Raw genomic sequence first — 14409 nt, forward strand, 5'->3', positions numbered from 1 at the left:
ACTATTGTATTTTTTACTCATTTGATTTCGCAATAGATATTGTCTATGATTTTTTGTTTAAAATGTGATTTATTTTTTAATGAGGAGAAAAATGATGAAAAGTGTCAAGGTAATACTCTTATCAATAATGTTTATATCTAATGTAATCTTATACGCAATGGGACAGCAAGGACCGATGAATGCCGAGTGGTTTTATGCTGATACTAATCCATTTAAATCTGCAAATGATGTACATCAAAAACGTTTATGGAAAGACGCTGCATTGTTATATAGACAGTTTTTACATGATAATGTTGGTAGTGAATATGACAAAGAAATGGCTAAACTCAATTTAGCAGCGTGTCTTATGGCTCAGAGAGAAGCAACGAATTATTGGAGTAGTTTTGATGTGCTTCTTGGAATAGAAGAAAAACAACGTCTTTCGGTCGAAAAAATTAATAGCACCAATAATAAGGGTGATAAAAAATCAGTATTAGTTAGAACAGACCAGGTGGGTATTGGTGATATAGTTCATTTTTTAGAGACTGTTCATCAGTTAAAAAAAGGTACAAATTGGGATATCACTGTTTCAGTGCGACCTTTTCTTCAATCAACCTTATCAAATGTAGTTAAAGATTATGGTTGCGCGCTAATGAGTGAAAAAGATAAACAGCCAGAAACTGATTATATTACTCATATTATGGGGCTATACGGTCATTTTGAAATGGATCCTACGGCAACAAAGCCGGAAAAAGTTTTATTGATGGCACCAGAACGAGCAAATGGGGTTGTTGCTCAAGAAGTAAATGCTATATTGGCACAAGGTAAAGTCTTGGGAGTAGTATTTTTGGGTGAGGATCGTTCAGCAACATTAATCGGAGGAAAACAGCTGCCGCGAGATAAAAAAAACCATGGAAGACAGATGACTTCAGAATCATTTCAAGAATTACTTAAAAATAATAAAAATCTTGTATTAATGGATTGTGGAACAAAAGACAGTAGGATTACGGTTGGAAAAGATCAACAACAGCAATATATGGTTCTTCCTAAAGAAGAGCAACCCTTTGATGCAGTTATTGCTCTTGCACGCATTATGAGTCTTAATAAAAAGATTGTTGGTTTTGGCGCTGATCAAGGACCAACAAACGTATTTACACGAGCTTTGGATCCTGAAGCACAAAAACGTATGTCATTTATTATTCAAAATCCAGAAGAATATGATATGCGTATGGAGGGTGATGGTTCAGAATATACACAGATGATTTCTGATTGCAACGTGTTTAAAAGTGATTCATTGTCACCTGAAGATCAAGCAGCTGTTTTGCAGAAAGCATTGAATAAGATGATGGCAGAAAAGTAATTACGATTACATAAAAAAAATGAGTTGGGATGTAGTGGTTGCAGTGATTTTACTGCGGCCGCTTTTGTTGTAAGGGTAGTTATAAAAAAATTTGATAAATTATGATATATAAAAATAAGATCAAGAAACAATAATTATGAACACAAGAAGCTAAACATTATACATGTAATGGCTGTATTTATTTTGTTGTGACTATTTTTGAGTAGTATGTTTTTTGTAAATTGTTATTTTTTGGCAAGTAGGTTAGGTAGTGAAGCGATCTGTTCAAATTTTATCCTTTGTGTTTGCGCTATTTCCGTGCATAATTTTTTCTGAAGGATTTGTGGCGGGAATTCTTGTCAAAACTCCAGCTGGTTATGAGCGTATTGATGTTTACGTATTGAGTGTTGCGTAACATCACAATTTTTTTGTTTCAAAAGCAAATGTGTGTGTTCATAATTTTGCGCCGGTAATTGTTTTTGGAATATCTTTGTTTTTTTGCTCAGGGACAATTGAAGTAGCTGGGATTAGCCTTGGTATAGCAGGATTGGGGACATGTCTTGGTTATCAATGGCATAAAAATAAGCGAAGTAAATGTGATGTTATTATATCACCTGTTGGTGGTAATGGCATGATGCCAGAAGATCCTGAAGAGAAAGAAAGAAAAAGAAATCAGGCGCGTGAAGATCATAAAGTATTAACAAATAAAGAAGCTCGAGATTTAGCAAAGCAACATGGATATAGAGAAGCAAAAAATCACCCATGTGGTGATACGCGTAATAAGCCGGTGTTTACGAATGGAAAAAATTATATTAGTCCAGATGCAGACGGACATGGTGGTGGCTCATGGAAAGTATTTAATAAAAAGGGTAACCGGCTTGGTACATGGAGCATAGATCTAACAAAAAATATTAGAGGATGATTATGGGTATGAGTATTGGCATTATAGATGATAAGCCAAAAAAAAAGTGGGGACATCTTTCTGCAAAAGGCGAGATTCAAATTAATGACTTTAGGGAAACTTTGTATATTCCTCTTGGGTGGTGGAGTTTAGATGATTATAAAAAGCAGTGGCATGAGGGAATAGAGCGGTTGAGTTATTACGATAGAACGTGTTTTATTGTTGCAGTGAACAATCCACAAAAGAGGAGATTTATAGAATGGTGGGTATTGTACAAAATTGATGATAAGGTTTATGTACAAAATCAGATTATTATAAGTGATATCTATACAGAGCGAATAGGTGATAAGCCGTTTACATTAAAAACTTGCTATGATTTTATTCCAGAGCGAGGTGAACCATATGATGAAGATGGAAACAAAATATCAGAATGGGTTGTTGATTTGGTTAAAAGTGATGAAAAAATCAATTTAACTGACAGAATTAGAGTTATTTAAAGTTTTTTTGATTATTCAGATGGAGAGCGTATCGCTTTGCTGCAACACAGTCTCTTTACAAAATGGTGTTTTTCGATTACATTCAGAATATATTAGCAGTATGAGTGCTGCTATCGAATGATAAAAAAACATACATTATTTTAAGGCATTTTATGAAAAAAGATATACATCCAGAGCGTCATAGTATCGTTGCGCGTTGTGCGTGTGGTAATGCATTCGAAACCCATTCAACAAATAGTGAATTAAGAGTTACCATTTGTTCAAATTGCCATCCATTTTTTACTGGCCAGCAGAAATTTCTTGATACCGCAGGTCGGATTGAGAAGTTTAATAAAAAATATGCAAAAAAAGCATAGTTTTTTATGGATATAACTGGTCTGACGATTTTACAGAAAAAGTATGATGATCTTGTGGGTGAGTTAGCTACTATTACTGATAATACTAAGCGAATAGTTTTACAGAAGGAGCTTGCTCGTCTTTTGCGTATTATTGATGCTCATAAAGATCTTATGCATTGTGATGAACTTATTGCTGAGACTAAAAAACAACTTAAATATTCATCTGAAGATGCGGAGATGACAGAGTTATTTAAAGTTGAGTTGCATGATTTAGGGTTAAAAAAATTAGCAAAAGAACGTGCACTTGAAGATTTAATGATTCCGTCTGATGAGCATGATGAACGTTCTGTCTTTATAGAAATACGTGCGGGAGCAGGTGGCCAAGAAGCAGCATTGTTTGCGGCAGACCTTTTGAGAATGTATACAAATTATGCATTAAAAAAAGGATGGCGCGCAACTGTTGTTGATGAAAGTTTCACCGATATTGGCGGTATTCGTGACGTCACATTGCACATTGAAGGTGTTGGCGTTTATGGATATTTAAAATTTGAAGCGGGTGTACATCGTGTGCAACGTGTGCCAAAAACTGAAACAGCAGGACGGGTGCATACATCAACAGCGACGGTAGCGGTTCTACCTGAAGCGGAAGAAGTTGATGTTAGTATTAATCCAGCAGATTTGCGCATAGATGTGTTTCGTGCAAGTGGTGCTGGTGGGCAGCATGTTAATACGACCGATTCAGCTGTGAGAATCACTCATATACCGTCAGGTGTGGTTGTTTCTTGTCAAGATGAACGGTCGCAGCATAAAAATAAGGCTAAGGCATTAAAAGTTTTACAATCTCGTTTGTTGGTGTTTGAAAAAGAGCGGCATGCAGCAGAAATTGGAAAACAACGTAAAGAGATGGTTGGTCGAGGCATGCGTGCTGAAAAAGTGCGTACCTATAATTTTCCGCAAAATCGCGTTACGGATCATAATGCCGATATAACACTTAAAAAATTAGATTATGTTATTGAAGGCGATTTAGATGAAATTATAGATGCTCTGCGTACGATTGACCGAGAAGAAAGACGCAAATTAGCATTAAGCTAATACCGATATTTGTTTAAAAAAAAATAAGAAAATTTGATGTGTTTTTTTGAGCACAGTCAGATTTTCTTATTTTTTTGACTATTGTGATAAAAAAAATCGGAAAAGTCAGTTGTAGATGAAAAATAAATGCTGAAAAGCATTCTTTAAAAATTATTTCATACTAAATCTTCTTTTAAAAAAAATTATATAATACGGATAGTAATGGGATTTTATAACAGTAATGGAATATTATAGTATATTTTTTTTGATAATGAAAATAGTTTTTTAAAAAAATAATTTTTGTTTACATTTTCTTGACAGTAGAGATATGTTTGGTTGATTATAGAAAACATAGTCAGAAAAAGTAGAAGTGTGAATCTGTATTAATTTAAAGGAAAGAATATGTTGATTTATTGCGTTATTGCATTGGGGTTATGTTCTTCTACATTGTTTGGTATGAGTCCAAGGTCAGCCCAATTAGAAGTATGTGGGACTTTGCGCAAAGAATATAATCAAGAATATATACAGCATATGCTACAAGATCCAGAAGCATGTTTTTTTTGTGACCCAAACGTACTTTCTACCAATTATATTTTATATGAGAGTTATGAAAATAATATAAGAGTTATGATAAATAAATATCCTCATTTTGACTTTGATCAGGGATATCATCTTCTTATTATGCCCATATCACATAAAGGGTCTACAACTGATTTTTCTAAAGAAGAGCTAATGAGTTTAGCTAAGGTGATTCACGATTACAGTGGAAAATTATATCCTACTGCATATAGTCAAGAATTCTTTATGAACTGGGGAAGTGTTGCGGGTCAATCGATTCCGCATGGTCATGGTCAATTTAAAAGTTATGTAAAACCACCTCAATCGTTGTCAGAACAGTTGCAAGCCGAAAAAAATAGTTATATTACGAACATAGAAGATGCGTATGCAGCGTTAAAAGTGGTGTTAAATTCTGATTATGGGAAAATTACACCAGATGTAATAGTGTATGGCAATGAGAAATGTGATTGTTGTGCAGTTGAAAATAATGAAATGATGGATGAAATAAATCTTGTTATTGGACGATTTAAATACAATTATGTCTGTTTATCACATTATCCATCTATGCCAGCAGAGATTTCTATTGTGCCAAATCAACATGTTTCAGCGCTAAAAGATTTACCTTTGGATGCGTTACAGGAAAATATGATATTGTCGATTGCTTTGTTGTCTATAGTGGAAGAATATGCTCAAAAAAATATTTTTGAGTGTGGCGGTAGCAGTTTATATATAAAAAGTATAGGCGCAAAAACATCCAATGTTGAAAAAAGTAAATATCATGTTCATACAGTTGTGACACCCCGAACGAAAATGCAGCCAACTCTCGGTGCATTCAGTGGTAATTCTTTTAAATTGGACATTGATCCTGTTCATTTTGCTGAATATTTGAAGGCCAAGGTTGATTATTTAAAGGAATTGGTTGTATAACATAATTTGTATATATAAAAAAATTACATTTTTTTAATGGCACCAATTGTTTGAGGAAATATTAATTACTTCAATGTGCTATATTGTACAAGATTTGGGTCTAGAAAAATTTAGAGCATTAGTAAATGCTAGAAGTTATTTTAGGCTCAAATTTTTTTATGAAAATAGTTGTAGGTAGTTGTTTTATTGTATTCCTTTAAAAAAATTAGATTATGTTATTGAAGGCGATTTAGATGAAATTATAGATGCTTTGCGTACGATTGACCGTAAAGAAAGACGTAAATTAGCATTAAGCTAATACCATATTTGTTTAAAAGATAAGAAAACTTGATGTGTTCTATAGAGCACAGTCAGGTTTTTTTGTTGCTTGACTGTTTTTATCTGTATGTTATAAAATACCCAAAAGCAAAATGACAAAATGATACTAATGGCGTATACAATTCAAAGGAGGAAATATGTTAATGAGAAGTATTATTGTGTTAGGGTTATGTTCTTCAGCATTATTTGGCATGAATCCAAAGCTGGCCCAATTAGAGATATGCGGAGATCTGCGTAAAAAATATGTTAGCGAAACTATAGTAAATAAGCCGACCATATCTGTATGTCATTTTTGTGATAAGGATATTTTAGCTGCCAATTTTATTATATATGAAGATCATAAAAAAGATATGAGAGTAATGACGAATAAAAATCCTTATTTTGACTTTGAGCAGGGAGATCATCTTCTTTTTATGACTATATCACATGAAGAGAATCCAGCTAATTTGTCTCGAGAGCAATTAATACATCAAACGGATGCGGTTCAGCAATTTAGTGCTGATTTGTATGAGGATGCATATACACAAGAATATTTCACCAATTGGGGGAAAATTGCAGGACAGTCTGTTCCGCATTGGCACAGTCAATTTAAAAATTATGTAAAGCCACCGCAGTCCCTGCCAGAGCAAATGAAAGCTCGTCAGAATTATACAATTAAAAATGGAAAAGAAGCTTATGAAGTTTTAAAAAATCTATTATATTCTAAAAAAAATATACAGACATCATCTGGGACGGTGATACCATGCGATACAACAGAATGCACATGTTGTTCAGTGAAAGATACTCCAGTAAAAGACAATGATAATTTTGTTATCGAACGATTTGATTATAATTATGTTTGCTTATCACATCATCCATCGACTGCTGGAGAGATCTCGGTGGTGCCAAATCAACATGTTTCGGCAATAAAAGATTTATCCCCCGATGTCTTGAGAGAAAATATGATTTTAGCAACGGCTTTATTACCTATAATGCAGAAATATGCTCAAGAAAATATTCGTGAATGTGGCGGCGGTAATTTATACACTAAGAGTATGGGTGGTAAGGCATCTATAGATGTAAAAGCTAAGTATCATGTTCATACGGTAGTAATACCACGAACAACTATACAACCTACTCCAGGCACAATTGATGGTAATTCAGCAAAATTGGATGTTGATCCTATTGAGTTAGCTAATTATTTAAAAAAACATGTGGATGAGTTGAAAGATAAACTTATATAAGGGGTAAAGTTATGAAGATAAATCAAATATTTATATTGTTGTTATGTACTTTTTCTACATTATATACAGATGCAAATACTCTTGTTATTACAAGGGGGCCGATATGTTCTGGAATGGGTGGTTATTTATCAAATATGATAACTTCGTATGATGATTCTTATAAGTCCCTTTCTCAATATGATATTTTTCATTCGTTATTTTATCAGTTACTTAATGATCTTTTTTCTGAACAAATGATTATCATAAACAAGGCGATTAATCCAGAAAATATTCCTCATGCTATTATGTATTATCATGTTTATTTTAAGAACACAGCACATGAACAACAAAAACAACAAACCCTTAGCGCTATCGTTGAAATAAGGGATTACCTTAATAAACCATGTAATCAATATATTTTAGATATGTTTTTTATGGCTGTTCAGCGTGCAACAATGGCTCAACTTTATTATCATGCTGCGTGTGGGCATAATGTTGTATGGGAATCGGGAACGGTATACAACTGGGAAAATGAATTAGAGTTAATAAAAACATCTTTTACTGATATTGTTACAACGTTAACATGTTCTATGCCAGATACAATGATTAAAGAATGGCAGGTTAGAAATGAAGAAGCGATTAATACCAAAAATGCTAGTAATAGGCGTTTAATTAAAAAAGTTTTGGAATCTTTTTTTAACTGTTTTAAACTAGCTACTCCTGATCAACAAAATATTATAATATTTACTAAAAACGATTTTAATCAAATAATGGAAGATGCTGCTCAATATATAAAAACGGTTCCGGCGGTGGAATATGGTGAACGCGGAACATTTACCAATAGTGAGTTTACTTTAGAAGAGCTTTTTGATTTTGCAGCGAAAATTTACTTTGAATTTAATTTTGAAAACACTGATCAGATTGCATTGGCACCGTCTTTAAACGGTGATGTTTTATTGTACTCTAAAAATGATTGTTTTACTTTTGCTCAAAATTTAATAAATAAATAGAGTTGGTTTGATTGTAGTTTAAAAATTAAATGATATAAGGAGAATGATGAAAAATTTTTTAATATGTCTATTTTCTATTGTGTGTCTAGGTGGTGGTATATATGCTGATGATGCTATTATGCAAGTTATTGTTCCTATGGCAGGATCAGGAACACGGCTTTTACCTATTTCTAAATATTGTTCAAAAAGCATGGTTGCTTTAATTGATAAACCTGCATTGCATCATGTAGTTGAAGAAGCTTTACAATCACACATATCAGATTTTTGCTTTATTGTGAATGAGAATGAACAACAAGCGATAGAGCATTATTTTTCTTTTGATCCAACATTTGAGGCATTATTAGCAGCAAAAAATAAATTACATTATCTTGAGCCACTTAATCGTTTGATTGAGCAGTCGAATTTTACGTATATAGTTCAACCAGAACCGCTTGGTTTGGGACAGGCGGTACTTATTGGTGAACCCTTTATTAAGCCAGGATCATTTTTTTGTGTGATGTTACCGGATAATATTATTGAAAGTAATGACCCACATATGGCACGTTTAATTGCTATTGCCAAACAATATAATGCAACAGTAATTACTGTGGAAGAGATTAGTTGCGCGCAGGCTAGTCAGTATGCGGTTATTACCCCAGGAGAATTTTTAACGGATGATTTAGTGGAGGTGGTAGATATTATAGAGAAGCCACAATCAGGAGATAACTCTTCATTTTGTTTAGGTCAAATAGGGCGCCATGTATTTTCTTATGATATTTTTGAATCATTGAAAGTTGTTGAGCCAGGTGTTGCAGGTGAAATTCAGTTAACAGATGCAGTAAAACATATGGTGCGATCAGGAAAGCGTGTTTTAGCGTATAAATTGCAAGGAAAGCGACATGATACAGGGACTATACGTGGTCTGTTGCAAACAACTGTAACGTTAGGGTTACATAATCCTCTCTATAGAGATATGTTGTGCGCAATATTTAACCAGGAAATGGTTTATCAATAGGTATAGTTTTTATGCAACGGTCTGATTGTGACCAATTGTGATAGTCGTCATTATATTCTTTAAAGAGTTTTATTTTATTTTTTAAAATCATGAGTAGGGTAAGTGTCTTGAGCGTATATTCCTGAAGATATTTACCTTTTTTCTCTAGTTGCAATAGCACCTCTTGCAGATGAATATTGTTTTCTGAATAATTTTGGCTCATTTTTTTTTGATGGTTATTTATCTCAATTAATTGATTATTCAGTGCAACAAGATGTTTATTGAGGTGCCAAGATGCTTTTATAAGCGAAGAATAATATGTCATAAATGGATATTTTTCCTGCGTATTATAGATGATAGCTTCTTTAAGGTCCCAATCGCTTATTTGGACATCGCTTTGATAAAAATTATGATAATTTTGAACATCTTTGTAGATACTTTTATATGTTAATCGCCAATTTTCAATTATTTGCTCATGGGTCATGTTATAGGTCTGATAATAACTATATATTATTTTTCCAATAATAAATGATGTAGCTGCGCCTGCTAGATAATAGTAGAAGGGATATTGTAAATGTTTAGTAGGTGATGTTGCATCTGCTAAATGAATGATGGTGAAGATTGTAAGCAAAATAATTAATTTTATTTTTTTGACAATGATTTTATACATATTTGTTGCCTTTGATAAAGTATATTTCTTTCATAGCTATGATTATAGCTTCTTAATTCTCGATTTTAAAAGGTTTTAATGATTTTTTGACTAATAATGTTTTATTTATTTCATATTGAAATCATACAATCGATTGTAGTGATGAAATTGATACAAAAATGTTTAGTTTAATAGTAATACGAATAAAGACTTTTTGACTTTTTTGTATAATTGTATATGATTTATAAGAGTATTAGTTTTTTTTATTTATAAAGAGGGTTTTTATTATGATGAATTTTAATAAACATGCAAAATCAACATTGCTTGCGCTTGCTGTAATGACAACTGGAGTTTCTTCGCTAGAATGTAATTCAGTTACTGCGGTTGCATCTAAAGTTAATAAAAAAGTTGCACTTTCTGTTTTTGTAGCTGTTCTTGTAGCTATGAAAATTCGTCTAGATACAAAGCCATCTAGTGATTCTAGATATGCTGATTTAGGTCAAGATTTTAAAGATTTATTAGAATCTTCTAAATCATGTAAACATTTACTGTATATGTTTGATAAGTATCTCGTTGGATCAGCTGTTAAAATAGAAGATACATCAACTGAAACTCAAAGAGAAGATGGGTCTATTTTTACTATTAAAGGTAAAAAATTAATGCAAAAACCATTTGGAGCGATGGGTCTTTTTGATGCGTATGTACTTTCACAAATGAAAAAATTAAATGAATATGTTGCGATAATTGCGGCTTTTTATTTATTAGTTAATAATCCTGATGTAATTTTTGGAGCGGCATTAGATAAAGCAAAAGCATCAAAATAAGATAACAAATAATTTTTGATTATATTATAAAAAAATAGGTTTTTGGTGGAAACATCTAAACCTATTTTTTTATAATAGTATAATGAATATACTACTAGGAAGCTTGATAATAGTGGTTTTATTTTTTTAGAATAGATTTATTCTTTTTAATAACTTCATTTTTGAAAGGATTTCTATGAAAAGAGGGTTAGCGAAGTGCTTATTTTTTATAAGTGCTTTTTTTGTTATATGTGGTATGGATGCAGTAATCAAAAAGCCGTGGACATTTTTAGTTTACATGGCAGCGGCAAATAATTTAAATTCATTTGCTCCTTTGGATCTACAAGAGATGATGCAAGCAGGATCTAATGCAAATGTTAATGTCATTGTCTATCTTACATTACAAGAGGATGGACAATCTAAAGTTACCAAGAAATTATATGTTGAAAAAGGAGCATTGATTCAAATTGGTGAAAATATGGTTCGTGATAGTGGTAGTGTTGCAACGTTAGAAGAAGCTTTGCAGTGGGCCTGTGTTGATTATCCGTCAGATCATATAGCAACAGTTTTATGGAATCACGGATCTGGGCCATTAAATCGATCTGAAATTGTTATGGACCCTCGAGGTGTTTGTTATGATGATGATACAAATCATTATTTGACAGACCGTGATTGTTTGCAAGCATTTTCATGGGCGCGTGATAATCTAAGAAGTGGTAAAAAGTTTGATATTATTGCATTTGATGCTTGTCTTTTAGCTTCCCTGGAAATGGCATATACATTATCGTCATGTGCAGATTATCTTGTTGCATCAGAGGAGACAATTCCGGGTGATGGGTATCAGTATGCTTATATTTTAAATAAGTTTTCCCAACAAACATTTGACTCGCTTTCTTTCGCTAAACTTATGATAACTGCCTATAATCAGGAATATGTTGGAACAACTGATTATACATTGTCAATAACTGATTTAAACGCGGTAAATTTGCTCGTAAATAATTGTAATAATGTTGCTCAAATTCTAAAAACACAGCTTATGGGAATAAATAAAATTGCGGTGAATGATACTATCAAAAAATGCATTAAATATGGTATTTGTCCTTCGTTTGATCAAGGAATTTATATTGATTTGTGTCAATTTTATAAAAATTTATTAAAAAATATTTCTGGGTTAAAGTTATCAAAAATAATAAATAAGCAATGTGAGGATTTATTAAAAGAAGGCATAAATTTATTTTCACTTATTATTAAAGCTAATGTCACTAGCGCTAATTATAAGCAAGCAGGAGGTCTTTCTATCTATTTTCCTCGTTATTCTATTGATTTTTCCTATTATGGTCTTTACTGGACAGAGCATAATAGAAATTGGTTAAATTTCTTGGAAGCATTTTTATCATAAAAAAAGCAATAAATAAAAAAGAAAATAGGTATGCGTTATATTAAATATTTTGAAGATATACGTCTTATTGATATACCAACCGTTGGTGGAAAAAATGCTTCATTAGGTGAAATGATAACGCAGCTTTCTTGCCACGCAATTAGAGTTCCTACCGGATTTGCAATAACCGTTGATGCTTACTGGTATTATCTTGAAGCAAATCAGTTATTGACTCATATGCAACAAATTATGCGTGCATTAGATAGTGTTGATGATATTATTGTTTTGCAAAAAGTTGGGTTAGAGATTCGTAATCTTATTAGTAATGCATGTATACCTGATGATTTAGCGCAAGAAATTATTACTGCTTATCACAAACTTTCTTCTCGTTATAATGAAAAGGAGAGCGATGTTGCTGTTCGATCTTCTGCAACTGCGGAAGATTTACCAGCAGCATCATTTGCAGGGCAGCAAGATACTTTTTTAAATGTTTTTGGTGATGAGAATCTTCTAAAGGCTTATAAAAAAAGTATCGCATCTCTTTTTAATGATCGTGCAATTATGTATCGCATTGCACAAAAATTTGATCATTTTAAAGTGGCAATTTCTGTTGGTGTACAAAAAATGATTCGTTCGGATTGTGCAGTATCTGGGGTCGCGTTTTCATTGGATACGGAGAGTGGTTTTAAAGATGTTGTCATGATTGAAGCGTCATATGGTCTTGGTGAATCAATTGTACAGGGATTGGTAACGCCTGATGAATATATTATTCATAAGCCAACGCTTAACTTAGGATATTCATCAATAGTTAAAAAATATTGTGGGGATAAAAAAACAAAAATTGTTTATACTAGCAGTAATAATCAAGCAATTCAGACTATTAATGTGCCATACAGCGATCAGCATAGTTTTGCATTATCTGATAATGAAATAATTGAATTAGCACAGTTTGTTGTCACCATAGAGAATTATTATTCAGACTTGAAAAAAAGTTGGTCTCCAATGGATATTGAATGGGCAAAAGATGGAAAAGATGGACAGCTCTATATTGTACAAGCGCGACCGGAAACTATTTATGCAGGTAAGCAAGAACTAGTGCTGCAAGAATATATTTTAAATAACGGTGCAGCTGTTGTAAATGAAGTAATTGTTACTGGTTTAAGTATAGGTACTAAAATTGTTTCTGGTAATGCACGAGTGGTAAAAGGTCCAAAAGATATCGCGCAAGTGTGTGATGGTGATATTATTGTAACGCAGATGACTGATCCTGATTGGGTACCCGTTATGAAGCGTGCGGCGGGAATTATAACTGATCGCGGAGGACGTACTTGCCATGCCGCAATAGTTAGCCGTGAGTTGGCAATACCCGCAATTGTTGGTACAAAAAATGGTACTATAGCAATTAAAAATGGCGATGTTGTGACTCTTGATTGTGCACAAGGAGCTATAGGAACAGTGTATAAAGGAAAAATTGAATATACGGTACGTAAAACAGCTCTAGTTGATATACCATCATCACCCGTTCCTATTATGATAAATATTGCCGATATAAATAATGTATTTAAATTATCGTTTTTGCCAGTGGCTGGTGTAGGGCTTGCGCGTCTTGAGTTTATTATTACCAACATTATAAAAATACATCCAATGGCGCTAATATATCCTGAGTCTGTTCATGATGAAATAGTTCGTAGACAGATAGATGATATAACTGCATCATATGAAAAAAAAACAGATTTTTTTATTGAACAGCTGGCGTGTAGTATTGGAATGATTGCAGCGGCATTTTATCCTCGTTCTGTTGTCGTGCGGTTGTCTGATTTTAAAAGTAATGAATATCGCAATTTGATTGGAGGGAATTTTTTTGAACCTATTGAAGAAAATCCGATGATTGGATTTCGTGGTGCATCTCGGTATTGTCATGAACGATATAAAGAAGCATTCGCGTTGGAGTGTCAGGCATTAGAGCGTGTTCGTGCGGTAATGGGTTTTAAGAATATAAAAATTATGGTTCCTTTTGTGCGTACTATCCGAGAAGCAAAAGAGGTTATTGGTGCAATGGCATTGCATGGTTTGATACAAGGCAAAGATGAATTAGAATTAATGATGATGTGCGAGATACCATCAAATGTTATTTTGATTGAAGAGTTTAGCAATTATTTTGATGGGTTTTCGATTGGTTCTAATGATCTAACACAATTGGTACTGGGGGTTGATCGTGACTCAACAATTCTTGCAGCATTATTTGATGAACGTGACGAAGCGGTAAAGAAAATGATGTTAATGGCAATTGAAGGTGCACATAAACGCGGTAGGTATATAGGTGTTTGCGGTCAAGCGCCTTCTGATTATCCGGAAGTTGCAGATTTTTTAATTAGAGCTGGAATTGATTCTCTTTCGTTAAATGCTGATCAGGTACTTGCATTTTTAATGAGTTATGCGAAAAAATGAAATTTTTTTTATTTATAA

General features: G+C 33.0%; 14 protein-coding genes. 13 read left to right on the forward strand and 1 reads right to left on the reverse strand.

Annotated features, from left to right (window positions below; all coding sequences use genetic code 11):
* Positions 1-94: 94 nt before the first annotated feature.
* The 10 genes from VLB80_02445 (at position 95) to VLB80_02490 (ending at position 9134) form a co-directional block, all read left to right on the forward strand.
* Entirely contained in the window at positions 95-1339 is a 1245-nt protein-coding gene (locus VLB80_02445) for a hypothetical protein (GenBank protein ID HSC25052.1), read from the forward strand.
* Positions 1340-1589: 250 nt separating this feature from the next.
* Entirely contained in the window at positions 1590-1733 is a 144-nt protein-coding gene (locus tag VLB80_02450) for a hypothetical protein (protein HSC25053.1), read from the forward strand.
* Between the two features lie 30 nt (positions 1734-1763).
* Positions 1764-2240, forward strand: coding sequence for a toxin C-terminal domain-containing protein (locus VLB80_02455; GenBank protein ID HSC25054.1), 477 nt, complete (start codon positions 1764-1766; stop codon positions 2238-2240).
* A gap of 2 nt (positions 2241-2242) precedes the next feature.
* Positions 2243-2716 carry a hypothetical protein gene (locus VLB80_02460; protein ID HSC25055.1) on the forward strand — a complete coding sequence of 158 codons (474 nt, stop codon included), beginning with the start codon at positions 2243-2245 and terminating at the stop codon, positions 2714-2716.
* Positions 2717-2868: 152 nt separating this feature from the next.
* Positions 2869-3072 carry a 50S ribosomal protein L31 gene (rpmE, locus tag VLB80_02465; GenBank protein HSC25056.1) on the forward strand — a complete coding sequence of 68 codons (204 nt, stop codon included), beginning with the start codon at positions 2869-2871 and terminating at the stop codon, positions 3070-3072.
* Positions 3073-3078: 6 nt separating this feature from the next.
* Positions 3079-4146: a peptide chain release factor 1 gene (gene prfA / locus VLB80_02470; GenBank protein HSC25057.1), complete on the forward strand. Its 1068-nt coding sequence runs from the start codon at positions 3079-3081 to the stop codon at positions 4144-4146.
* A gap of 381 nt (positions 4147-4527) precedes the next feature.
* Positions 4528-5610, forward strand: a complete 1083-nt coding sequence (locus VLB80_02475) for a hypothetical protein (GenBank protein ID HSC25058.1) — start codon at positions 4528-4530, stop codon at positions 5608-5610.
* Positions 5611-6065: 455 nt separating this feature from the next.
* Entirely contained in the window at positions 6066-7151 is a 1086-nt protein-coding gene (locus VLB80_02480; protein ID HSC25059.1) for a hypothetical protein, read from the forward strand.
* An 11-nt stretch (positions 7152-7162) separates the two neighbouring features.
* Positions 7163-8140, forward strand: coding sequence for a hypothetical protein (locus VLB80_02485; protein ID HSC25060.1), 978 nt, complete (start codon positions 7163-7165; stop codon positions 8138-8140).
* Positions 8141-8186: 46 nt separating this feature from the next.
* Complete coding sequence (locus VLB80_02490; protein ID HSC25061.1) at positions 8187-9134, forward strand: UTP--glucose-1-phosphate uridylyltransferase; 948 nt, start codon at positions 8187-8189, stop codon at positions 9132-9134.
* On the opposite strand, the gene VLB80_02495 is transcribed toward VLB80_02490, so the two are convergent.
* A complete protein-coding gene (locus tag VLB80_02495) occupies positions 9109-9783 on the reverse strand; it encodes a hypothetical protein (GenBank protein HSC25062.1) in 675 nt (224 codons plus the stop codon). The two genes, VLB80_02490 and VLB80_02495, sit on opposite strands and share 26 nt — an antisense overlap.
* Positions 9784-10049: 266 nt before the next feature.
* On the opposite strand from VLB80_02495, the gene VLB80_02500 reads away from it, so the two are divergent.
* From VLB80_02500 to ppsA, 3 genes are all read left to right on the forward strand, one after another.
* Positions 10050-10586, forward strand: coding sequence for a hypothetical protein (locus tag VLB80_02500; protein ID HSC25063.1), 537 nt, complete (start codon positions 10050-10052; stop codon positions 10584-10586).
* Positions 10587-10761: 175 nt separating this feature from the next.
* Positions 10762-11964, forward strand: a complete 1203-nt coding sequence (locus VLB80_02505; protein HSC25064.1) for a clostripain-related cysteine peptidase — start codon at positions 10762-10764, stop codon at positions 11962-11964.
* 30 nt (positions 11965-11994) lie between these two features.
* Positions 11995-14391, forward strand: coding sequence for a phosphoenolpyruvate synthase (gene ppsA, locus VLB80_02510; GenBank protein ID HSC25065.1), 2397 nt, complete (start codon positions 11995-11997; stop codon positions 14389-14391).
* The last annotated feature ends 18 nt before the right edge of the window (positions 14392-14409 follow it).

Source organism: Candidatus Babeliales bacterium, from assembly GCA_035455925.1.
Taxonomy (GTDB): domain Bacteria; phylum Babelota; class Babeliae; order Babelales; family Vermiphilaceae; genus SOIL31.

Excerpts from the sequence above, each read along its gene's own strand:
- prfA (HSC25057.1), top strand. The coding sequence starts at position 3,079 with ATGGATATAACTGGTCTGACGATTTTACAGAAAAAGTATGATGATCTT.
- rpmE (HSC25056.1), top strand. The coding sequence starts at position 2,869 with ATGAAAAAAGATATACATCCAGAGCGTCATAGTATCGTTGCGCGTTGT.
- VLB80_02480 (HSC25059.1), top strand. The coding sequence starts at position 6,066 with ATGTTAATGAGAAGTATTATTGTGTTAGGGTTATGTTCTTCAGCATTA.
- VLB80_02445 (HSC25052.1), top strand. The coding sequence starts at position 95 with ATGAAAAGTGTCAAGGTAATACTCTTATCAATAATGTTTATATCTAAT.
- VLB80_02505 (HSC25064.1), top strand. The coding sequence starts at position 10,762 with ATGAAAAGAGGGTTAGCGAAGTGCTTATTTTTTATAAGTGCTTTTTTT.
- VLB80_02500 (HSC25063.1), top strand. The coding sequence starts at position 10,050 with ATGATGAATTTTAATAAACATGCAAAATCAACATTGCTTGCGCTTGCT.
- ppsA (HSC25065.1), top strand. The coding sequence starts at position 11,995 with ATGCGTTATATTAAATATTTTGAAGATATACGTCTTATTGATATACCA.
- VLB80_02490 (HSC25061.1), top strand. The coding sequence starts at position 8,187 with ATGAAAAATTTTTTAATATGTCTATTTTCTATTGTGTGTCTAGGTGGT.
- VLB80_02495 (HSC25062.1), bottom strand. The coding sequence starts at position 9,783 with ATGTATAAAATCATTGTCAAAAAAATAAAATTAATTATTTTGCTTACA.
- VLB80_02475 (HSC25058.1), top strand. The coding sequence starts at position 4,528 with ATGTTGATTTATTGCGTTATTGCATTGGGGTTATGTTCTTCTACATTG.
- VLB80_02485 (HSC25060.1), top strand. The coding sequence starts at position 7,163 with ATGAAGATAAATCAAATATTTATATTGTTGTTATGTACTTTTTCTACA.
- VLB80_02460 (HSC25055.1), top strand. The coding sequence starts at position 2,243 with ATGGGTATGAGTATTGGCATTATAGATGATAAGCCAAAAAAAAAGTGG.